Genomic DNA, 20,897 nt, shown 5'->3' with positions numbered 1-20,897 from the left:
GTGGGCGGGGCGCGGCGACGACCGCGCGCCGCCGCTGCTCGGGTCGTGAAGGGTCAGCTGGGTTGTTCGGGCGGCTGGGCGGCGCTCACCACGCGGTCACGCCCGGCCCGCTTCGCCTGGTACAGCGCGGCGTCCGCTTGCGCGACCAGCTGATGCCCCGTCACCTGGCCGCGTTCGCTGGTGGCGACGCCCACGGACACGCTGATGGTGCCCAGGGACGCGCCCGCGTGCGTGACGTGCAGTTCACGCACGGTGCGGCGCAGGCCCTCCGCGCGCGCCAGCGCGTCGGCGTGCGGCGTGTCGAGGAGCACGACCATGAATTCCTCGCCGCCGTACCGGCACACGACGTCTTCCGCGCGAAAATGCGCGGTCATGGCGTCCGCGACGGCCTTGAGGGTGGCGTCGCCGCCGTCGTGCCCGAAGGTGTCGTTGAAGCGTTTGAAGTGGTCGATGTCCACGGCGAGGACGCTCACGGGGACGCTGCTGCGTTCGCTGCGGCGCAGTTCACGTGCGAGGGTCTCCTCGAGGTAGCGGCGGTTGAACAGGCGCGTGAGCGGGTCGCGGATGCTCTGGTTGTGCAGCGTGTCCCGCAACTGCAGGTTCGCGATGGCGAGCGCCACCTGTTTCGCGACAACGTCCGCGAAGCTGCGGACGCGCCGCTGCTCATCGACGGGCAGGTCGGCGTGGTCGCTGCCGAGGCGCAGGATGCCGACCGCGTCACCCTGCGCCACGAGCGGCAGGCACAGGTACGGGTGCTGGTGGTCGGGCGCCTGTTGGATGCACGCCATGCTCATGGGGTGTTCGCGCGTGTACGCCGCGCCGCGCCGCAGCGCCCAGCACTGGTCGGGGGAGCTGACGGGGTCGTGCGTGCGCCATTGGTCGTTGCCCCACGATACGCGGACGTCCATGAGGTTCCGGGAGGCGCTGATGACGGAGATCACGCCGCTCCAGCCGGGGAACAGGTGCGGCATGGCCTGCTGCAGCACGGCGTACCCTTCGTCGAGGGTGTAGCAGGCCTGGAGGTTGTCGCTGAGTGCGGCGAGGTGGGCGCTGTCGGTGTTGGCGCGTTCGATCAGGGCGTTCTGGGTGCTGAGGCTGGCGTTGCGTTCGTGCAGGTCCCGCTGGGTGGCCTGCAGGGTGTCGGCCATGTGGTTGAAGTCCTGCGCGAGCGCCTGCGCTTCGTGGAGGCGCAGTTGGGGGACGCGCTCGTCGAGGTGCCCGGCAGCGAGGCGGTTCGTGACCGTTTCGAGCGTGCCGAACGTCATGGCGAGGCGGCGCGCGAGGATCAGGCCGATCAGAATGGACAGCAGCACTGCCACGGGCAGGCCGATGACGGTGGCGGTGCGGACGGCGCCGAGGGTGGCGTCCATGCTGACCTGACGCACGGTGAGGTCCCGCTGGATTTCGTCTTGCAGGTCCGCGAGGATCACACGGACCTGGTCGATGTACTGCTTGCCGAGCACGGCGCGGCCCACGACGCGCCCGGTGGTGCGGCGGCGTTCGTTGATGTCGGGCTGCGCGGATTCGTCCAGCCAGCGGCGCAGGACGGCGGCGGCGCGCTGCACGTCGGCGCGTTCGTCTGCGCGGATGGGCGCGGGCTGATCGCTGGCCGCGAGGAGCCCGTCGAGGGTGCGGAGCTCCTGCTGGAGGGTGGCGCGCGCGGCGTTGAACGGTTCGAGGAAGCTGGCGTCGCCGGTGATGACGTAGCCGCGCACGCCGGTTTCCAGGTCCACGACGCGTTTGAGCAGGATTTCCACCTGTTTGTCCTGGGCGCGCAGGTGTTCGACGACGCGCACGTCCCGCTGCACGCGCTGCACGCCGAGCATGGTGCTCAGGCCGAGCAGGCCGATGACGCCCCACACCAGGGCGAGCGTGCGGAGGATGTAGGTGGATAGACGCATGCCGCGTTCACGGTACCGCCCGGCCCGTCACCGGATTCTGACGGGCCGGGCGGTGGGCGGGGCGGTTACTCCTGGGCGGGGAGGTACCAGTTGCGGTCCCAGCGGTGCGTGTGCAGTTTGGCGACCTGCTCGTCGGGCAGGCCGTGGCCGTCGGCGAGGGTGAGGTTGCGTTCGACGTTGCGGACGCTGCGCATGCCGACGATGACGGTGCTGACGGCGGGGTGGCTGAGCACGAAGCGCAGCGCGGTTTCCGGGAGCTGCTGGGTGGTGATGCCGAGGTCCTGCTCAATGGCGCGCAGGTGGGGTTGCAGTTCGGCTTTGCGCGCGCCGCCGAAGTAGCGGTGGCGCCAGTCGCCTTCGGGGAAGGTCGTGTCCTCGCGGATGGTGCCGGTGAGGCTGCCTTCGTCGAGGGCGACGCGGACGATCACGCCGACGCCGTGCATGTGGCAGGCGTCGAGCAGGCGGTCCTGGGGGGTCTGATCGAAGACGTTGTAGATGACCTGCACGGTTTCGACGACGCCGGTTTCGACGGCGCGGACGGCGTTGTGGGGTTCGTGGTCGTTGATGCTGATGCCGAAGTGGCGGATCTTGCCGTCGCGTTTGAGTTGCGTGACGGCGTCATGCCAGTCGCCTTCGCCGAGCCAGCTGTCGTTCCAGACGTGCAGTTGCTGCACGTCGATGCTGCCGGTGCCGAGGCGTTCCAGGCTGGCTTCGGTGCACTGGATGACCCAGTCGGCGGGGTAGGCTTCGTGCGCCGGGGTGGTGGGCGCGGCGGGCCACTGCATGTTTTGGGGGCTGATTTTGGTGGCGATCAGGGTGCCGGGGTGCTGGCGGGCGGCCTGGCCGACGAGGCGTTCGCTGTGGCCGTCGCCGTAGCCCATGGCGGTGTCGATGAAGTTGCCGCCGAGGTCGAGGTAGCGCCCCAGGGCCTGGAGGCTTTCGTCGTCCTGGGCGCCTTTCCACATGTCGGCGCCGATGCCCCAGGCGCCGTAGCCGATTTCGGTGACGTGGAGGCCGGTGCGGCCGAGGGGTCGTTGGTGTGGGGTGGTCATGGCGCAACCGTACGCTTCTCTGAATCGTTTTTCAATGTGGGCGGGGCCAGGGAACGTTCAGGGTCCGGGTGTTGAATAAGAACGAGAAGCCTAGGGCATGGCTTTACGTTTGGTAACTTCATCTACAAAATCATTGACATTTGATACGCCTTCCCCTATCTTGACCCGCGAGACAAGGAGCCTGATGACCGACATCACCCCACCCATCCCCGCGAAGCGCTGGGCCATCATCGACTCGACGCTGCGCGAAGGCGAACAGTTCGCCCGCGCGAACTTCAGCAGCAGCGACAAAATCGAGATTGCCCGCGCGCTCGACGCGTTCGGCGTGGAGTTCATCGAGGTCACCACGCCCATGGTCAGCGCCCAGACCGCCCGCGACACCCAGCACCTCGTGAACCTCGGCCTGAACGCCCGCATCATCACGCACGTCCGCTGCGCCATGGAGGACGCCCGCCGCGCCATCGACACCGGCGTGCACGGCCTCGACCTGCTGTTCGGCACCAGCAGCTTCCTGCGCGAATTCAGCCACGGCAAAAGCATCGACCAGATCATCGACCAGGCCCGCGAAGTCATCACCTTCGTCAAAAGCCAGGGCGTGCAGGTCCGCTTCAGCGCCGAAGACACCTTCCGCAGCGAAGAAGACGACCTGCTGCGCGTGTACCGCGCCGTCGACGAGATCGGCGTGGACCGCGTCGGCCTCGCCGACACCGTCGGCGTCGCCACCCCCCGGCAGGTGTACGCCCTCGTCCGCGAGGTTCGCCGCGCCGTGCGCTGCGACATCGAATTCCACGGGCACAACGACACCGGCTGCGCCGTCAGCAACGCCTACGAAGCCATCGAGGCGGGCGCCACCCACATCGACACCACCATCCTCGGCATCGGCGAACGCAACGGCATCACGCCCCTTGGCGGGTTCCTCGCGCGCATGTTCACCTTCGACCCGCAGGGCCTGATCGACAAGTACAACCTCGACCTGCTGCCGGAACTCGACCGCATGATCGCCCGCATGGTCGACCTGCCCATCCCCTGGAACAACTACCTCACCGGCGAGTTCGCGTACAACCACAAGGCCGGCATGCACCTCAAGGCCATCTACCTCAACCCCGGCGCGTACGAGGCCATCCCCCCCGAGGTGTTCGGCGTGGGCCGCCGCATCCAGGCGGGCAGCAAGGTCACCGGCAAGCACGCCATCGCGTACAAGGCCCGTGAACTCGGCCTGCACTACGGCGAGGACGCCCTGCGGCGCGTCACCGACCACATCAAGGCCCTCGCCGAACATGGCGAACTCGACGACGCGCACCTCGAACGGGTGCTGCGCGAGTGGGTCAGCGCCTGAGGACGGCTGAAACCATGAACGTCGCCCACTACCGCGCGCTCACCCTGAACGGCCAGGGCGGGAAGCCCATCGCGGTCGCCCTCACGCCCGGCTGGGAGGAGGACGCCCTGCGGGACCTCGCCGCGCTCACCGGCGCGCCCCTGCTGGCCTGCGTGACCGACCTGACCGGCGACACGGCGCGCGTGCGGTACTTCAAGGGGCGCGCGGAGAAGCCTGACAGTGACAGCGGCGCGCTGGCGGTCACGGCGCACCTCGCCCGCATCGGCGCGTACCGGGGCGGACTGCGCGTGCAGTCGCCCGGCGGGATCATGCGCGTGGGCGGGAACGAACACGGCGGCCTGATCCCGCAGCTCGGCGCCCCGGACGACGCCCTCGGCCATGAAGCCCCCCTCGCGGACGAGGACCTGCACGCCCTGCTGAGCGCCCTGAACCTGCGCGCCACTGACCTGGTTGGCCCGCCCGCGCAGTGCGGCACCGCCACGAAACGCAACGCCGTCCTGCCCCTCGCGGGCGTGGCGGACGTCGCGGCCCTCCAGCCGCAACCGGACGCCCTCGCGGAAGTGCAAACCCGCGCGGGCCTGAGCGGCGTCATCCCCTGCACCTTCAATGCTCCGGGCCGCGACGTGGACTACCGCTTCTTCGCCCCCGCCCGGGGCCTGCCCGAGGACCGCGCCGGGTGCTTCACGTTCGCGACGCTGTGCGCGTACATGGCGCACCGCCACTACGGCGAAGGCGCACGCACCCTCACCGGCACGCAGGCCAGCGGCAGCGACGCGCCCGGCGGGCTGCGCGCCGAGGTGTACCTCCGGGACCGGTCCTTCACGGTGGCCACGGGCGGCGCGGTCACACCGTTAACATCGGGCATGAACCCCACCCACGCCCACGAGGTCCGCGCATGACCGTCAGCGCCCTCACGCCCCCGACGCCCGCACAGGTCGTCCGCGACGCCTCCCCCACCACCGTCCTCGCCGGGTTCATCGCGGTGCTCGTCGGCTTCACGAGCAGCATCAGCCTCGTGTTCCAGGCGGCGGACCGCGCGCACCTCACGGCGGCGCAGACGACCAGCTGGCTCACCGCCGTGTACCTCGCCATCGCCATCAGCGGCGCGCTGCTCTCCTGGCGGTACCGCGCGCCCGTCGTGACCGCGTGGAGCACGCCCGCGCTCGCGCTGATCGCGCAGGACGCCGGGCAGCTCACGTACCCGGAGTTCATCGGCGCGTACCTCGTGAGCGCCGCGATCATCACGCTGCTGGGCGTCACGGGCCTGTTCGAGCGCGTCACGCGCCGCATTCCCGCGCCGCTCGCGTCCGCGATGCTCGCCGGCATCCTCATTCCGTTCGTGCTGGGGGCGTTCACGGCCCTGCCGCGCGCACCCCTCACGGTGGGCGCGATGCTGCTCGCGTTCCTGATCGGGCGCGCGTTCGCCGCGCGGTACGCGGTCCTGCTGGCGCTCGTGGCCGGCGTGGCCGCCGCCCTCCTGAGCGGGCAGGTGCACTTCGGCGTCACAAGCAGCGTGTTCGGGGCGCTCACGCTCACGCGGCCCGCGTTCACGGTCGCCGGGGTCCTCGTGCTCGCCCTGCCCATGACCGTCCTCACGCTCGCCTCGCAGAACCTGCCGGGCGCCGCCATTCTCCGCGCCAGCGGGTACAGCCGGGTGCCCACCAGCCCCCTCATTACCGGCACCGGCCTCGCGTCGCTGCTCAGCGCGCCGTTCGGCGCGCACGCCACGAACCTCGCCGCCATCACCGCCGCCATCTGCACCGGCCCCGAAGCGCACGCCGATGAGCGCCGCCGGTACGTCGCGGGCCTCGCGTCCGCGTGCTTCTACCTCCTGCTCGCCGTGTTCGCCGGCGCGGTCGCTGCCGCCGTCACCGCCGTTCCCAAACCCCTCGTCGCGGCCCTCGCGGGCCTCGCCCTGCTCGGCACCGTCCTGTCCAGCCTGCACGCCGCCCTCGCCGACGAACGCTGGCGCGAAAGCGCCCTGATCACCGTCGTCGTCACCGCCAGCGGCCTCACGTTCCTCGGCCTCGGCGCCGCCTTCTGGGGCCTCGCCCTCGGCGGGCTCAGCGCCGCCCTCCTGAACGCCGCCCGCCCCAAGTCCCCTACGGAGCCCTCATGACCCCCCAAACCATGGCTGAAAAAATCCTCTCCCAGCGCAGCGGCCAGGCCGTGTATGCCGGAGACCTCGCCGTCGTCGAAGTCGATCAGGTGATGGTCGTCGACAGCATCGCGCAGAGCTTCATTCAGGTGATGCGCGAAGGCCTCAACGCCACGCCCAAATACCCGGAGCGCGTCAGCATCGTTGTGGACCACGTGGCGCCCGCCAGCACCGTCAGTGTCGCGCAGGCGCAGAAGGAAGCGCGCGAGTACGCCGCGCAGACCGGCGTGCGCTTGTTCGACGTGGGCCGCGGCATCTGCCACCAGGTGCTGATCGAGGAGCGCCTCGCGCAGCCCGGCTGGATCGTGTGCGGCAGTGACAGCCACAGCACCACCTACGGCGCCGTCGCGGCGTTCGGCACCGGCATGGGCGCCACCGACATCGCCCTCGCCGCCGCGAGCGGCAAGACGTGGCTGCGCGTGCCCGAGAGCGTGATGGTGAACTTCACGGGCGAGTTGCGCCCCGGCGTCACCGCGAAGGACGCCGCGCTCGAAATGATCCGCGTGCTCGGCGCGGACGGCGCCACGTACCAGAGCATCGAAATCCACGCCGGGGACCGCTTCACGCGCGGGGAACGCATGACCCTCGCGAACCTGTGCGTGGAGGCCGGCGCGAAAGCGGGCCTCGTCGTGCCCGGCGGCGAGATTCTCGAGCTGTACGACGTGCCCGCCTGGGTGTACCCGGACGAGGGCGCCACGTACGTCCGCGAGATCACCGTGGACCTCACGGCCCTCAACCCCCGCATGAGCGCCCCCAGCGAAGTGGACAACGTCCACGACGTCGCGGCGCTGCGCGGCCTGAAGGTCGATCAGGTGTTCATCGGCACCTGCACGAACGGCCGCATCGAGGACCTGCACGCCGCCGCGGACGTCCTGCGCGGGCAGCGCGTCGCGCCCGGCACGCGCCTGCTCGTGATTCCCGCGAGCAGCGAAGTCATGGAGGAAGCCACCCGTGACGGCACGCTCCTCACGCTCATCCAGGCGGGCGCGGTCCTCGGCACGCCCGGCTGCGGACCGTGCATGGGCCGCCATATGGGTGTCCTCGCGCCCGACGAGGTGTGCGTGAGCACCAGTAACCGCAACTTCATCGGGCGCATGGGCGACAAGGACGCGCGCATCTACCTCGCGAGTCCCGCCGTGGCCGCCGCGACCGCCGTGCGCGGCGTGATCGCGCTGCCCGAGGACGTCCAGGGGGCGGTCGCCTGATGCCGCACCAGGGATGGATTCACATGTTCAACTTCGAGCCGTGCCTGGAGCTGCTCGCGCAGGTCGGCGAAACCGAGCTGGATGACGGAGCGCGCGCGGCGTTCGTGGACGGCCTGAACGGCACCATCATCGGGGAGCAGGCGTTCTTCGAGCGTCCGCTCGGGAAGCTCACGGTCGCGGTGGCGCGCGGTGACGACAACAAGGTCCACCTGCGGGTGGACGCCCCGCACGGGTTCGGGCGGGCTGTGGAGGCGGTCACGCGCGCCTGCGCGACGTACCGACTGGAGGACTACTGATGCCGCGCGTGTGGAAATTCGGGGACAGCGTCAACACGGATGACATCCTGCCGGGGAAGTTCGCGCCGTTCATGGCGGGCGAGGACGTGTTCCAGACGTTCGCGTTCCATTACGTCCGCCCGGAGTTCGCGGCGCAGGTGCAGCCCGGTGACGTGTTGATCGGCGGGCGCAACTGGGGCCTGGGCAGCAGCCGCGAGTACGCCCCGCAGGCCCTCAAGAAGCTGCGGGTGGGCGGCATCATCGCGCCGAGCTTCGCGCGCATTCATTACCGCAACCTCCTGAACCTGGGCATTCCGGCGTTCGAGGCGGACCTGACGACCGCGCTGCAGGACGGTGACGAGGTGACCCTGGACGTGGACGCGGGCGTGCTGACGCGCGGCGCGGAGACGTTCCAGCTGACGCCGCCGCCCGCGTTCCTGCGGGAGGCGCTGCGCGAGGGGAGCATCCTGGCGTACTACCGCAAGTACCAGCGGTTCCCCGGCGAGGCGGCGCCGGATGAGGAGCGGGGTGATGGCGTGAAACCTTGACGCGCCGTCACATCCGTAGACTGTGGGCATGGCGATTCTGGAAGTAGAGTGCCCCGTGTGCGGGGATGTCCTGGAGTTGACGGACGAGGACCGCGCGGAGCTGACGGTGGGCGACGCGATCGTGTGCGACAACTGCCACGCGGAAATGGAAGTCACCGTGAACGACGCGCAGGATTTCGAGCTGGAGCTGCTCGGCATCCTCACGACCTGCCCGAACTGCGGTGAGGAGTTCGACATCACCGACGACATGCTCGACGAGACGGGCACGCATGTGGAATGCCCGCACTGCCACGCCGAAATCACCCTGGAGTACGACGAGTAACCCTCTTTCCCTCTGGCGCCCGGTGCGGCGCCGTAAAGGAGACCATCATGGCAATTGTTCAATTTGAGAACCCGGACACTGGCGCGACCATCGAACTCAACAACCCCGAGCTGGGCGAACTGGTCATCGATGACGAGACGGGCGTGGAGTATGAGGTGGTGAGCGTGGACCCGCCGCGCCTGGAGCAGGCGCCGCAGGAAGCTGAAGACTGGGGCGAGTGAGTCGCCGCGCGACGAAGTGTGTTGATCGGGGCGGTCGGGGGTCGGCGGTCACGCCGGAAACCGGCCGCTCCTTGCTGCCCGCCCGGGTGTAGAGAGAGGGATGTGCATGGCTGAACTGGCGATTATTTATGACCGGATTCGTCCGGACGAGAAGATGCTGTTCGAGGCGCTCGATGAGCTGGGCGTGCCGTACGACAAGGTGTACGCGCCGCAGCTGCGGGTGACATTCGACCAGGCGGTGCCGTGGCGGGTGGCGCTGGAACGCTGCGTGAGCCAGTCGCGCGGGCACGCGGTGACGCGCGCGCTGGAGGGGCTGGGCGTGCGGGTCATCAACCCGAGTCACGTGATCGAGTTGTGCGGCGACAAGCTCGCCACGAACGCTCGCCTCGCGCGTGCGGGCCTGCCGACGCCGCGCACGGGCGTGGCGTTCGACGGGGAGGCGGCGCTGCAGCTCATCGAGGAGATGGGCTACCCGGTGGTGCTGAAGCCCACGGTGGGCTCCTGGGGTCGCATGGTGAGCAAGATCAACGACCGGGACGCCGCCGAGGCGATCATCGAGCACAAGGAGGTGCTGGGTGGGCCGCAGCACAGCGTGTTCTACGTGCAGGAGCTCGTGAAAAAGCCCGAGCGGGACATTCGCGCGTTCGTGGTGGACGGCGTGTGCATCGGCGCGATCTACCGCACGTCGGAGCACTGGATCACGAACACGGCGCGCGGCGCGAAGGCCAGCCGGTGCGAGGTGACGCCGGAGATCGCGGACCTCGCGGTGCGCGCGGCGCAGGCGGTGGAGGGGCAGATCGTCGCGATTGACCTGGTGGAGGACCCGGAGCGGGGCCTGCTGGTCATCGAGATCAACCACACCATGGAGTTCAAGAACAGCGTGGCGACGACCGGCGTGAACATCCCGCGCCTGATGGGCGAGTTCGCCATTCGTCAGCTGGAGGTGCGCGCATGAGTGAGCGTCTGACGGTGGGCATCGTAGGGGGGTCCGGGTATGCGGGCGGGGAGTTCCTGCGCCTCGCGATGGGCCACCCGCACCTGGACGTGACGCAGGTGACGTCCGAGCGGAGCGCGGGCGTGCCGGTGCACATGGTGCACCCGAACCTACGGGGCCGCACCAGCCTGAAGTTCCGCAAGGCCGCGGACCTGGAGGCGGTGGACGTGCTGGTGCTGGCTCTGCCCCACGGGAGCGCCGCGAAACGCATCGCGGAGTTTGAGGGCAAGGCGCGGATCATCGTTGACCTGTCCGCGGACTTCCGCCTGCGTGACGGGGAAGCGTACCGCAAGTACTACGGCGAGGATCACCCCGCGCCGGAGCAGCTGGGCAGGTGGGTGTACGGCAACCCGGAGTTGCGCCGCGCGGACCTGCGGGGCGCGACGCGCATCGCGTGCGCGGGGTGCTTCGCGACGTCCGTGATTCTGGCGTTGTACCCGCTGATCAAGCTGGGCGTCATTGAGGGGCGCGACATCGTCGCGACGGGCCTGGTGGGGTCGTCGGCGGCGGGCGCGAGCGCGACGGAGGCGTCGCACCACCCGGAGCGCGAGGGCAGCCTGCGGGTGTATAAGCCGGTCGGGCACCGGCATGCGGCGGAAGCGGCGCAGGAGCTGCCGGGGCGTTTCCCGCTGCACCTGACGGCGATCAGCACGCCGCGCGTGCGCGGCATCCTGACGACTGCGAGCGTGTGGGTGCCGGACGGGTACAGCGAGCGGGACGTGTGGGGCGCGTACCGCGAAGTGTACGGCGAGGAGCCGTTCATCCGCATTGTGAAGGCGGCGCGCGGCATTCACCGCTACCCGGACCCGAAGCTGCTGGACGGCACGAACTTCTGCGACATCGGCTTCGAGATGGACGTGGACACGGGGCGCGTGGTGGTTATGAGCGCCATCGACAACCTCGTGAAGGGCACGGCGGGGCACGCCATGCAGTCGCTGAACATCGCGCAGGGCTGGGAGGAGACGCTCGGCCTGGAGTTCATGGGCCTGCACCCCGCCTGAGGGCACCACGCGCGGGCGGCGGCCAGAGGCTGGCCGCCGCCTGCCTGTTCGCCGGGGATGACGGCGGGCTTGCTGAGGGGTGGAGGCGGAGGACCTGTTGGACGCCCTGACGTTCGGGGGTGACGCGGCACGTGCTGGGGGCGCGGTTTACGCTGCAGAGGTGCCCTGGCACGTGGAGTTCCGTCCGGCGCGGCTGCGGGGCGTGGCCCCGGTGGCGGCTCCGGCGAAGCGCCTGGACGCGGGCGGGGTGGGCGGCTCATGGACGTGGCGGTGCACACCGCGTCCCCCTGGGGGCCGGCGCCGCCTGCCGGGGCGTGGCCGTTTCCGGCGGTCTGAAGCGCCGCGCGGGGAGCTCATCTGCTCATGACGAGCTCCCCGCGTACTCTCCTGTGGGGTCAGGGGGCGCGCGGGGGCAGGCGGACGATGCTGAGCATGTACCGTCCGAGGGCCTGGATGGCCTGGTAGAAGTTGTCGAACTCGACGGGTTTCACGATGTAGCTGCTGGCGTGGCTCTGGTAGGAGCGGAGGATGTCCTCGTCCGCCTGGCTGGTCGTGAGGACGACCACTGGGATGGTCTTGAGTTCCGGGTCGCCTTTGAGTTCTTCGAGCACTTCGAGGCCGTTCTTGCGGGGCATGTTGATGTCGAGCAGGATGACGTCCGGGCGGGGTTTGTTTGCGAAGGCCGCTTCCCGCCGGAGGAACTGCATGGCTTCGACACCGTCGCGGGCGATGTGCAGGCGGTTGGGGACGCGCGCTTCCTCGAACGCTTCCTGCGTGAGCAGGATGTCGGGCTCGTTGTCCTCGACCAGCAGGATTTCGATGGGTTCGTGGTTGAGGGTCATGGTGGTCGCCCGGTCCTTCTCCTGGGCCTGTGGCACAGTGTGACAGGTGCACATGATGAACGCGCCGTGGTGGCGCTTACGGTGTCCATAAGGGAACTTGAGGGTTCTTGAGAATGTGACGCAACGAACGTCTGCGGTGAGGGCCGGGTGAAGTGAGGGCCTCTGGACGCGTGTGGGGCGGCGGCGGAGACTCACGTATGCGTTCGCTGCTGTTGTCGCTTACGGTGTTGTTGTCGTCCTGCTCGCTGCTGACGCCCCGGGAGGAGGTGCCGGAGACGGTGTTCTCGCGGTACGTGGCGGTCGGGGATAGCCTGACGGCGGGGATGCAGGCGGGGGGGCTGACGGCCGAGTCGCAGGCGGAGGCGTTCCCGGTGCTGCTGGCGGAGCGGGCGGGCGTGGCGATGCCGATGCCGTACGTGCGCGGGCCGGGCTGCCCGCCGCCGGTGACGGCTGAGGTGCAGGTGGCGAGTTGTGGGCGCGCCGATCCGAACGGGGCGGTGCAGAATTTCGCGGTGCCGGGGGCGCGCGTGCGGGATTTGCGGTTCACGACGCCGTTGACGTTGCCGCGCGCGCGGGAGGATCAGCCGGAGTACACGCTGCTGTATCACGAGGGGGAGTACCGGTTGATTCTGGGGAACCGTGGGTCGCAGCTGGATCAGGCGGTGCGGGCGCGGCCGCGGTTCGTGACGTTGTGGGTGGGCGCGAATGACGTGTTGCCGGCGACGCTGTACGGCGCGCCGGAGCGGGCGACGTCGCCGGCGGCGTTCGAGGTGGAGTTCCGGCGGGTGCTGGACGTGCTGGGGCGTACGGGCGCGCGGGTGGTGGTGTTGACGGTGCCGGACATAACGGCGGTGCCGGGGTTCTTTTCGGTGCCGTGGTTGCGGCTGGCGCGGTTGGTGGACGCGTCGTGCGATGGTCGGGATGACCTGACGATCAGTGTGCTGGCGTTCCGGGCGCAGGGGATGGACAAGCCGGTGTCGTGCCGGGGGCCATTCGCGTTGAGTGCGGCGCAGATGGCGCGGGCGCGGGCGGCGGTGGACGGGTATAACGCGGCGATTGAGCGGGTGGCGCGGGGTCGGCGGAACGTGGCGGTGTTCGATGTGGCGCCGTTCATGCGGTCGATGAATGGGTCGCCGGTGGTGCCGTCGGCGGCGGCGCCGTTCGGGTTGGATTACAGCATGGACGGTATTCACCCGTCGGGGCGGGCGCATGAGCGCCTGGCGTTGGCGCTGGCGCGGTTCATCAATGCGGAGTTTGGGACGGACATTCCCACTACCTAACACTTGATAACCGTTTGACACTTTTGTTTATCATTCGTTAGCATGCGGGTATGATCGTTGTAAAAGTCGGCGGGAGTGCCGGCATCGACTACGACGCCGTCTGCGCCGACCTCGCCGCCCGCGTCCAGGCCGGCGAACGCTTCGTGCTCGTCCACGGGGGCAGCGGCGAAACCAACCGCATCGCCGAAGCCCTCGGCCACCCGCCCCGCTTCGTCACCAGCCCCAGCGGCTACACCAGCCGCTTCACTGACCGCCAGACCCTCGAAATCTTCGAGATGGTCTACTGCGGCAAGATGAACAAAGGCATCGTCGAGCGCCTGCAACGCCACGGCGTGAACGCCGTCGGCCTCAGCGGCCTCGACGGTCGCATCTTCGAAGGTCGCCACAAGGACAGCGTCCGCGCCGTCGAGAACGGCAAGGTCAAGGTTCTGCGCGGCGACCACACCGGCACCGTCGAACGCGTCAACACGCACCTGATCGAACTCCTGCTGGACAGCGGCTACCTCCCCGTGCTCACGCCGCCCGCCGCCAGCTACGAGGGCGTCGCCATCAACGTCGACGGCGACCGCGCCGCTGCCGCGCTCGCCACCGCCCTGCACGCCGACGCGCTGCTGCTCCTCAGCAATGTCCCCGGCCTGCTCCGCGCCTACCCGGACGAACGCAGCCTGATCCCCCGCATCCCCGCGCACGACGTGGAAGCCTACCTGGAGTTCGCGCAGGACCGCATGAAGAAAAAGGTGCTCGGCGCCGCCGAAGCGGTCGCTGGTGGTGTGCGGCGCGTCATCTTCGGTGACGCGCGCGCAGGCCAGCCGATCAGCGCCGCCCTCGCCGGACAGGGCACCGTCGTCGAGTAACCGCCGAAGCATACACGTACGAACGAGGCCCGGGGAGTTCCCAGGCCTCGTTCGCGCTGCGAGCAGCGGGCTCGGTCGCCTTACTTCTTGACCTGTTTCACGACCAGCGACGTGATGTCGGTGCTGGCGGTGTTCGCGTAGATGACCAGGCCGGAGCGCTGCGCGACGGCGTAATCGAAGATCATCGCGTACCCATTCGCTTTCGCGACGGCCGAGATGGCCGCGTCCACCTTTTTCGCGAGCGGCGAGAACTGCGACTGAATCTGTTTCTGGTAGTTCGCGTTGCTGGTGTTGTAGGCCGTGATGGCGTTCTTCAGTGTCGTTTGGTCCGCGCTGGTGGCCTTGCCGCTGGCGACCTTCGCCTGCAGGTCACTGATCTTCTTGGCCTGCGCGGCGAGGTCCGCGTCGGCCTTCTTGCGCAGCGACGCATAGTTCGACGCGCCGGGCAGCGCGGCAATGACGGTGTCGACATTCACGATGCCGATTTTCGTGCTGGCCGCCTGAGCGGAAGCGGGCGCGGCGAGCGCCGCGGTGGCGCCCAGGGCGAGCAGAGCAGTTTTTGCGTTCATGGGACTCCTTCAGCGGGCGTGAGTGGACGAAGCCCCCGCACGAGCGGGGGCCACGCCGGATTGCCCCGAGGGTGGGGGGTTACTTCTTGGCTTTGACCTGGTTCACGACGGCGGTCGTGAGGTCCGCGCCGTTGTCGGCGTACACGACCAGACCGCTCTGCGCGGCGGTCGCCTGATCCATCACGATGGCGAAGCCGTTGGCCTTCGCGGCGGTCGCCACGGCGGCATCCACGTCCTTCTCGATGGGCGCGACCTTCGCGTTGATCTGGTCTTGGTACGTCTTCGCCTTGGCGTTGTACGTGTCGAGCAGCGTGTTGAACTGCTGCTTCTCGGCGGCCGTGGCGTTCGCGCCCTTCTGCTGGATGGTGTTCAGCTGCGTTTCGAGCGGCTTGAGTTCCGTGTCGGCCTTCTTGCGCAGGTCGTTGATGGCGGCGTTGCCGGCGTGCGCTTCCAGGACGGTCTGCACGTTCACGAACCCGACCTTCTGCGGGGCGGTCTGCGCGTGCGGAGCGAGCGTACCGACAGCGAATGCGGCAACCACCGCGACGGGGAGCATCTGCTTCACGTTCATGGGTGCAACGCTAACACGCACCTTCCTGAGCGTGATGATAACGGCACGCGCCCGGCGTCAGGTGCGCGTCAGCGCCCCTCGCCCGTCGTGCAGGTTGTGTGCTCATCGTTCCCGTTCGCGCGCGCGCGCGGGTGAGTCGCACCGTAGAATGCATTCATGCTCGTTCGCGACTGGATGACGACGCGTCCCATGACCGTCACGCCCGAAACGCCCGTTCTGGACGCCCTGCGCATCCTCAAGGAACGCGGTTTCCGCCGCCTCCCCGTCATGGACGGTTCGAAACTCGCGGGCATCGTGACCCGCAAGGACCTCAAGGACGCCATGCCCAGCAAAGCCACGACGCTGAGCGTCTGGGAACTCAACTACATGCTGAGCAAGCTCACCGTCGGCGAGATGATGAGCCGCCCGGTCGTCACCGCCGACGAAGGTGAGTACATGGAGGACGCCGCGCTGCGCATGCAGGAGCACAACGTCGGCGGCCTCCCGGTTCTCGACACGACGGGCCGCATGACGGGCATCATCACGATCACGGACGTGCTGCGCGCGTTCATCGACATCATGGGTCTGCGCGAGGGCGGCACGCGCCTCACGCTCGACATGCCGGACGTGCCCGGCAGCCTCGCGCGCGCCACGCAGGCCGCGCAGCCCAGCAACATCATCAGCGTCGCCACGTTCGGGTCCACGGAGGGCCGCCGCCGCTTCGTGATGCGCCTCACCGGCGAGGGCGCGCAGACCGCCGCGGACCGCGTGCGCACCGCCGGCGTGGACGTCGTCGAGTAAGCCCACACGACGGCAGAGGCGGCCTGCACGCGCGGGCCGCCTCTGCCGTTGTGCACGCGGGCTGGCTTCTGCCCTCCCCTCCGCTGCGCCGACCGCCACGACGGCCCGCCCAGGCCCTACCGAACCGCCAGGGAGGACACGGGGGCCTACACGCCGGGCAGCTCAGGGTGACTTTCGCCTCCGCTGGGGCACCCGGGAGCGGGTGAGCGTCAGGGTCGGGCCCGACAGCCCGCGCAGGTCAGGCGGACCGGGCGTGCTCGGGCGCGTCGTCCGCGTCGGTGTTTCGCAGGCCAGGCAGGCGCTGCACGTGAATGGTGCTGTACGCGTCCTCCTGCTGCGCGTCGAGTTCGCCGCCCTTCACGCCTTCGAGCAGGGCGCTGAAGTACGTTGTGCGTTCGCCCCAGTCCTGCACGGGCACCGTGTGGAACTGGAAGTGCGTGAGGCGTGCCGCGAAGGACCGCAGGGCGCCGAGGGCGCCGGCGAGCGTGAGGCGTTCGCGGCTGAGCAGGGGCACGTGCACGTCGCGCACGGCGCTGCGCGCGGCCTTCAGGAGTTTCTCGAGGCCGCGCTGGCCGCTCGCGCGGCGTTCCCGGCGGGGCAGGCCGAGGTCGAGGGGGCGGGCGGGAATCAGGCCTTCGCGTTCGCGGCGGCGCGCGGCGAGGAACTGCACGAGCGCTTCGAGGTCCGCGAGGGCCTCCACGCCGGCAGTGACGTCGTCCAGTGGGTCGTCGTCGGCCCAGTCGTCGGCGGGGGCGTCCGGTTCGGGCTGGGGGAGCAGCAGGCGCGCCTTAAGGGCGATGACCTGCGCGAGGGTGGGGAGCAGGTCCGCGTGCGCTTCGGGGTGCGCGGCCTGCCAGGCGCTCGCCCACGCGAGGACGCGGCGCGTGAGGTCCAGCAGCGGCACGTCCGTCGGCTGGAGTCGCCCGGCGCGCAGGGTGAGCGCGAGGTCCGCGAGGCTCCCCTGGAAGGCGGGGAGCGTCACAACGAACACTTCGGGGGGGGAGGCGGGAGGGGTCACGGCAGCGGGCGTCCAGTTCGGCGGGGGAGTGAGGTCAGAAGAAAAGGCCGGTTTTCTCGCGGACTTCCTGCATGATGGGCTGCGCGATGGCGCGGGCCTGCTGCGCGCCGTGGGCGAGGGCGTCGCGCACGGTGTCGGGGTGCGCGCGCAGTTCGGCCGCGCGGTCCTGGAACGGCACCAGCGTGCGTTCAATGCCGGGCATCAGGGCTTTCTTGCAGTCGACGCAGCCGATGCCGGCGGTGGTGCAGCCCGTGCGGATCATGTCGAGGGTGTCGAGGTCGCTGAAGAGTTTGTGATAGTCGCCGATCAGGCATTTGTCGGGGTTGCCGGGGTCGGTGCGGCGGACGCGGGCGGGGTCGGTGGGTGCGGGGCGGAGTTTCGCCCAGATGCTGTCGAGGGGTTCGAGGATGGCGATGGTGTTGCCTTTGCTTTTGCTCATCTTGCCGGCGCCGTCCACGCCGGGCACGCGCAGGGCGTCGCGTGCGTAGACGGCTTTCGGCTCGGGGAAGGTGTCGCCGTACGTGTGGTTAAAACGCCGCGCGATCTCGCGGGTGAGTTCAATGTGTTGCGTCTGGTCCTCGCCGACGGGGATGGTGTCGGCCTTGTACAGCAGGATGTCAGCGGCCATGAGCACGGGGTACATGAGCAGCCCGGCGGGGATGCTTTCGAGCACGCCGGCCTTGTCCTTGAACTGCGTCATGCGTTCGAGGTCGCCCAGGGGCGTCTGCGTCGTGAAGATCCAGGAGAGCTCGGTGTGTTCGCGCACGTGCGATTGCACGAAGAAGATGACCTTTTCGGGGTCGAGGCCGACGGCCATGTTGGTGAGGGCCGCGTCGAAGGTGCGCTGCGTGAGCAGGTCCTTGTCGTACGCGGCGGGGTTCGTGAAGGCATGCAGGTCCACGATGCAGTAGATCGCTTCCCGTCCGTACTGCTCGCCGAGCTTCACGTAGTTCTGCATCGCCCCGAAGTAGTTCCCGATGCTCAGTTCTCCGGTCGGCTGTATTCCACTAAACACGCGCGGCATAACCGCCAGTCTAGCGCGGTGAGGACGGCGCTGGCCGCGCCGTCGCCGGGCGGGGCGCGCTTCAGGGGGTGTTGGCGAGGGCGCGCACGAAGGCGTCCTGCACGTCCCGCAGGTCGCGGGCGGGGCCTGGGGAGCGGTCCATCATGACCGCGAAGGTGAGGATGCGGCCGGACGGCGTGCGGACGTACCCCGCCAGAGCGCTCGCGCCGATGAGCGTGCCGGTTTTCGCGCGGACGTCCAGGCCGCGCAGGCGGGTGGCGAGGGTGCCGCCGCGCGCCTGCGCTTCGGGGGTGGCGGTGCCGGTGCCGGCGCGGGGGAGCGCCTCGATGAAGGGGTTCGTGCCGCGCAGGTACGCGGGGCGTCCGGCGGGGGTGCCGCCGGGCGCGGTGGCGTAGGTGTACTGCAGGAGTTGCGTGACGGCGCGGGGGGTGGCGCGGTCCGCGTCGGAGAGGCCGCTGGCGTCCACGAAGCGCACGCCGGTGAGGTTCACGCCCGCGCGGGTCAGGAAACGCCGTTCCCAGTCGAGGGCGCGCTGGGCGCTGCTGGGGGCGCTGGCGTTGACGTTCATGCCGAGGCGCGCGAGGAGCTGCTCGGCGTAGATGTTGTCGCTGGGGCGCAGGGTGCGCGCGACGAGGGTGCGCAGGGGGGCGCTGCGGGTGGTGGCGAGGCCGTGACCGAGGCGGGCGGCGCCACGCGCGACCGTGCCGGTAACGCGGACGCCTGCGGCCTGCAGGGCGCGGCGGAAGGCGCGGCCGGCGGCGAGGGCGGCGTCGTCGGTGGTGGGCATGAAGCCTTCGTTGTCGTCGCGTTCGAGCGTGACGGGGGCGACGCTGGTGCCGTCCGGGGGGGTCCAGCCGCCGCGCGTGAAGGCCGCGTCGTTGACGGTGACGGCGCCGACGGTACGGACGCCGCGCGCCCGGAGTTGCCGCGCGAGGTCGTCGAGGGTGGCGGGGGTGAGGCTGGGGTCGCCGATGCCGCTCAGGGTGAGGCGCGGGACGTGGCCGTTCGCGTCCGGGGTGGGGCCGGTCACGTCGGTGCTGAACCAGTACCCGGCGCCGAGGGTGTACAGCACGGCGCTCATGCTGAAGAGCTTGCGGACGCTGGCGGGCGTGAAGGCGTCGTCGGGCGCGCGTTCGTACAGGGTTTCTCCCGTGTCCGCATCGAGGACGAGGGCGCCGGCGTGGGCGTTGGCGCGGTCGAGGGCGGCGTTCAGGGCGCGCGTGTCGAGCGAGGCGGGCGTGGGCGCGCCGGGTGCGGCGGCGGCGGGCCAGAGGAACAGCAGGGTGGCGAGCGCAATGGAGGCGGGGCGAGGTGGGCGCATGCGCTGCTCAGGGTACGGCGTGCGTGGCGGGCGTGGGTGTGGGGCTGCTGGGGCGGGATTCACGCGCGCGAACGAACGCACGTTAGACTGGTGTATATGAGCAGCACGTCCTCCGAAGCGCACATCCGCGTCCTGATCGCCAAGCCCGGCATGGACGGCCACGACCGAGGCGCGAAAGTCGTCGCGCGCGCCCTGCGCGACGCGGGCATGGAAGTCATCTACACCGGCCTGCGCCAGACCGGCGAGATGATCGTGAACGCCGCCCTCCAGGAGGACGTGGACGCCATCGGCCTCAGCGTCCTGAGCGGCGCGCACATGCATTACTTCCGCGAGGTGGTCGGCCTGCTCCGCGAGCGCGGCGCGGAGGACATCATCGTGTTCGGCGGCGGCATCATCCCCGACCAGGACCTCCCGAAACTGGAGGAGCTCGGTGTGGGGCGCGTGTTTACGCCCGGCGCGAGCACCGAGGACGCCGTGACATACCTGCAGGGCGCCGTGCGGGCGCGCCGCGAGAAGCTCGGGCTGCACTGAGGCGGCGCGCGTCAGCGCATGCGGTCGCGGATTTCCGCGAGGGTGTCCTCGAAGGCGTCCAGGAACGCTTCCTCGAGGGCGGCGTCGCGCACGAGGTTGTGCTGTTCGCTGACGGCCTGCTCGCGCGCCCAGCGGATGCGCGCGCCGAACGCGCGGTATACGTTGCCTTTTCCGGCGATGAAGTGCGCGGCGTGCTGCACGGCCTCGTGCGGATCGCTGGTGGGTGCGACGACGCTCAGGTTCCGCAGGCCACCGTCGTCGTTCACGAGGCTGGCAGTCACTTCGATGCGCGCGCCACGGTTCGTGAGGAACACCTGGTCCACGCGCCACATGCTGGTCGCGCGGATCGGTCGGGGGGCTTCGCGGCGGGCTGGACGTCGGGCCATACGCCAGTTAGCGTAGCGCACGCGTCCGCGCAGACCGTCATGCCGGGTGCACACTGCGGCGGGCCGCCCCGAGGTGGGGCGGCCCGCCGCATGACGTCGGGGTCAGTGGACGGTGCGTTCGCTCGCGAGTTCGCCGCCGCTGCTGGCAACGTCTTCGAGGCGCAGCGCGCCATGTTCGCGCATCACGCGCAGGGCCGCGTCGGCGTTGCTGCCGTCGTCACGGGCGATGACCATGATGTTCCCGGCGCGCAGGCTCGCGTAATAGCGTTCCGCGATGGACGCGGGCAGGCCCATCTGGCGCAGCAGCTTCACGTAGTCGCCGTGGTCGGAGCCGGCCAGGGCGCCGAACAGCGCGCCGAGCGCCGCGCCGCCCACCAGGCCGAACAGCACGCCGATCAGGCCGCCTTCGTGGTAGATGCGCGTTGCGGGGATGGCCCACAGCAGCACCCAGAACAGCGCCGTGAGCACGCCGCCGGCGAGCGCGCCGAGGCCGGCGCTGCGCAGGACGACGGCGCCGCCGCCGGGCGCGCCGAGTTCAGAGGAGACGCCCGTGTCGGACCCGATGTCGAGTTCCGCGATGGGGTCCAGAATCGAGAAGCCGAGGTGGTCACGCTCGAAGCCATTTGCCTGCAGGGCGTGCAGGGCGGCGCGGGCCTGATTCGGCTCCTTAAAGAGGCCAACGACACTTTCCATACTGGCATTAAAGCA

Annotated in this window: 24 protein-coding genes; 14 read left to right on the top strand and 10 right to left on the bottom strand. The window is 69.8% G+C overall.

Translation table 11 applies throughout. The features are described from left to right. Window positions 1-53: 53 nt before the first annotated feature. Together DEIMA_RS16860 and DEIMA_RS06905 are read right to left on the bottom strand one after the other, a co-directional pair. On the bottom strand, window positions 54-1,901 hold the full coding sequence (locus DEIMA_RS16860; protein WP_013556515.1) for a diguanylate cyclase: 1,848 nt from the start codon (window positions 1,899-1,901) through the stop codon (window positions 54-56). A gap of 65 nt (window positions 1,902-1,966) precedes the next feature. Continuing rightward, window positions 1,967-2,953: an aldo/keto reductase gene (locus DEIMA_RS06905; protein WP_013556514.1), complete on the bottom strand. Its 987-nt coding sequence runs from the start codon at window positions 2,951-2,953 to the stop codon at window positions 1,967-1,969. A 184-nt stretch (window positions 2,954-3,137) separates the two neighbouring features. Here DEIMA_RS06905 and lysS point away from each other — a divergent pair, with 184 nt between their 5' ends. From lysS to argC, 10 genes are all read left to right on the top strand, one after another. Beyond that, window positions 3,138-4,289: a homocitrate synthase gene (lysS, locus tag DEIMA_RS06900; protein ID WP_013556513.1), complete on the top strand. Its 1,152-nt coding sequence runs from the start codon at window positions 3,138-3,140 to the stop codon at window positions 4,287-4,289. 14 nt (window positions 4,290-4,303) lie between these two features. Then, window positions 4,304-5,188, top strand: coding sequence for a PhzF family phenazine biosynthesis protein (locus DEIMA_RS06895; RefSeq protein WP_013556512.1), 885 nt, complete (start codon window positions 4,304-4,306; stop codon window positions 5,186-5,188). Beyond that, complete coding sequence (locus tag DEIMA_RS06890; RefSeq protein ID WP_013556511.1) at window positions 5,185-6,408, top strand: benzoate/H(+) symporter BenE family transporter; 1,224 nt, start codon at window positions 5,185-5,187, stop codon at window positions 6,406-6,408. The genes DEIMA_RS06895 and DEIMA_RS06890 overlap by 4 nt, the downstream gene beginning before the upstream one ends. After that, window positions 6,405-7,652, top strand: a complete 1,248-nt coding sequence (locus tag DEIMA_RS06885) for a 3-isopropylmalate dehydratase large subunit (RefSeq protein WP_013556510.1) — start codon at window positions 6,405-6,407, stop codon at window positions 7,650-7,652. The genes DEIMA_RS06890 and DEIMA_RS06885 overlap by 4 nt, the downstream gene beginning before the upstream one ends. Then, complete coding sequence (locus DEIMA_RS06880; protein ID WP_013556509.1) at window positions 7,652-7,948, top strand: hypothetical protein; 297 nt, start codon at window positions 7,652-7,654, stop codon at window positions 7,946-7,948. The genes DEIMA_RS06885 and DEIMA_RS06880 overlap by 1 nt, the downstream gene beginning before the upstream one ends. Further along, window positions 7,948-8,475 carry a LeuD/DmdB family oxidoreductase small subunit gene (locus DEIMA_RS06875; RefSeq protein WP_013556508.1) on the top strand — a complete coding sequence of 176 codons (528 nt, stop codon included), beginning with the start codon at window positions 7,948-7,950 and terminating at the stop codon, window positions 8,473-8,475. Before DEIMA_RS06880 ends, DEIMA_RS06875 begins: the two co-directional genes overlap by 1 nt. A 28-nt stretch (window positions 8,476-8,503) precedes the next feature. Continuing rightward, window positions 8,504-8,797, top strand: coding sequence for a zinc-ribbon domain-containing protein (locus tag DEIMA_RS06870; protein WP_013556507.1), 294 nt, complete (start codon window positions 8,504-8,506; stop codon window positions 8,795-8,797). Window positions 8,798-8,844: 47 nt separating this feature from the next. Then, on the top strand, window positions 8,845-9,018 hold the full coding sequence (gene lysW, locus DEIMA_RS06865; RefSeq protein WP_013556506.1) for a lysine biosynthesis protein LysW: 174 nt from the start codon (window positions 8,845-8,847) through the stop codon (window positions 9,016-9,018). A gap of 106 nt (window positions 9,019-9,124) precedes the next feature. After that, window positions 9,125-9,973 (top strand): lysine biosynthesis protein LysX, encoded by an 849-nt coding sequence (gene lysX, locus DEIMA_RS06860; RefSeq protein WP_013556505.1) that lies wholly within the window; start codon window positions 9,125-9,127, stop codon window positions 9,971-9,973. Beyond that, entirely contained in the window at window positions 9,970-11,013 is a 1,044-nt protein-coding gene (argC, locus tag DEIMA_RS06855) for an N-acetyl-gamma-glutamyl-phosphate reductase (protein ID WP_013556504.1), read from the top strand. The genes lysX and argC overlap by 4 nt, the downstream gene beginning before the upstream one ends. A 395-nt stretch (window positions 11,014-11,408) precedes the next feature. Here argC and DEIMA_RS06850 read toward each other — a convergent pair whose 3' ends face one another. Next, window positions 11,409-11,855 (bottom strand): response regulator, encoded by a 447-nt coding sequence (locus DEIMA_RS06850; protein ID WP_043817171.1) that lies wholly within the window; start codon window positions 11,853-11,855, stop codon window positions 11,409-11,411. A 197-nt stretch (window positions 11,856-12,052) separates the two neighbouring features. Between DEIMA_RS06850 and DEIMA_RS06845 the strand changes: the two genes are divergently transcribed. Further along, window positions 12,053-13,135 (top strand): SGNH/GDSL hydrolase family protein, encoded by a 1,083-nt coding sequence (locus DEIMA_RS06845; protein ID WP_013556502.1) that lies wholly within the window; start codon window positions 12,053-12,055, stop codon window positions 13,133-13,135. 50 nt (window positions 13,136-13,185) lie between these two features. Continuing rightward, on the top strand, window positions 13,186-13,989 hold the full coding sequence (locus tag DEIMA_RS06840; protein ID WP_013556501.1) for a [LysW]-aminoadipate kinase: 804 nt from the start codon (window positions 13,186-13,188) through the stop codon (window positions 13,987-13,989). Window positions 13,990-14,069: 80 nt separating this feature from the next. Here DEIMA_RS06840 and DEIMA_RS06835 read toward each other — a convergent pair whose 3' ends face one another. Together DEIMA_RS06835 and DEIMA_RS06830 are read right to left on the bottom strand one after the other, a co-directional pair. Further along, on the bottom strand, window positions 14,070-14,558 hold the full coding sequence (locus DEIMA_RS06835) for an OmpH family outer membrane protein (protein ID WP_013556500.1): 489 nt from the start codon (window positions 14,556-14,558) through the stop codon (window positions 14,070-14,072). Window positions 14,559-14,637: 79 nt separating this feature from the next. After that, the gene (locus tag DEIMA_RS06830) at window positions 14,638-15,129 is read right to left on the bottom strand and encodes an OmpH family outer membrane protein (protein ID WP_013556499.1); all 492 of its coding nucleotides are present in this window, start codon (window positions 15,127-15,129) and stop codon (window positions 14,638-14,640) included. 156 nt (window positions 15,130-15,285) lie between these two features. Between DEIMA_RS06830 and DEIMA_RS06825 the strand changes: the two genes are divergently transcribed. Next, window positions 15,286-15,909, top strand: a complete 624-nt coding sequence (locus DEIMA_RS06825; protein WP_013556498.1) for a CBS and ACT domain-containing protein — start codon at window positions 15,286-15,288, stop codon at window positions 15,907-15,909. 238 nt (window positions 15,910-16,147) lie between these two features. Here the strand turns inward: DEIMA_RS06825 and DEIMA_RS06820 are convergent, their stop codons facing one another. The 3 genes from DEIMA_RS06820 to DEIMA_RS06810 form a co-directional block, all read right to left on the bottom strand. Beyond that, window positions 16,148-16,927, bottom strand: coding sequence for a hypothetical protein (locus tag DEIMA_RS06820; protein ID WP_013556497.1), 780 nt, complete (start codon window positions 16,925-16,927; stop codon window positions 16,148-16,150). Window positions 16,928-16,961: 34 nt separating this feature from the next. Continuing rightward, window positions 16,962-17,951, bottom strand: coding sequence for a tryptophan--tRNA ligase (gene trpS / locus DEIMA_RS06815; RefSeq protein ID WP_013556496.1), 990 nt, complete (start codon window positions 17,949-17,951; stop codon window positions 16,962-16,964). A 61-nt stretch (window positions 17,952-18,012) separates the two neighbouring features. Next, on the bottom strand, window positions 18,013-19,272 hold the full coding sequence (locus tag DEIMA_RS06810) for a D-alanyl-D-alanine carboxypeptidase/D-alanyl-D-alanine-endopeptidase (RefSeq protein WP_013556495.1): 1,260 nt from the start codon (window positions 19,270-19,272) through the stop codon (window positions 18,013-18,015). A gap of 96 nt (window positions 19,273-19,368) precedes the next feature. Here DEIMA_RS06810 and DEIMA_RS06805 point away from each other — a divergent pair, with 96 nt between their 5' ends. Next, on the top strand, window positions 19,369-19,803 hold the full coding sequence (locus tag DEIMA_RS06805) for a cobalamin B12-binding domain-containing protein (RefSeq protein ID WP_013556494.1): 435 nt from the start codon (window positions 19,369-19,371) through the stop codon (window positions 19,801-19,803). An 11-nt stretch (window positions 19,804-19,814) separates the two neighbouring features. Here DEIMA_RS06805 and DEIMA_RS06800 read toward each other — a convergent pair whose 3' ends face one another. Then, window positions 19,815-20,189: a hypothetical protein gene (locus DEIMA_RS06800; RefSeq protein WP_013556493.1), complete on the bottom strand. Its 375-nt coding sequence runs from the start codon at window positions 20,187-20,189 to the stop codon at window positions 19,815-19,817. A 102-nt stretch (window positions 20,190-20,291) separates the two neighbouring features. Further along, window positions 20,292-20,882: a hypothetical protein gene (locus tag DEIMA_RS06795; RefSeq protein WP_013556492.1), complete on the bottom strand. Its 591-nt coding sequence runs from the start codon at window positions 20,880-20,882 to the stop codon at window positions 20,292-20,294. Between the last annotated feature and the right edge of the window lie 15 nt (window positions 20,883-20,897).

It is taken from the genome of Deinococcus maricopensis DSM 21211 (assembly GCF_000186385.1).
Lineage (GTDB): Bacteria > Deinococcota > Deinococci > Deinococcales > Deinococcaceae > Deinococcus_B > Deinococcus_B maricopensis.
This window is presented reverse-complemented; position numbering and strand designations above follow the sequence as displayed.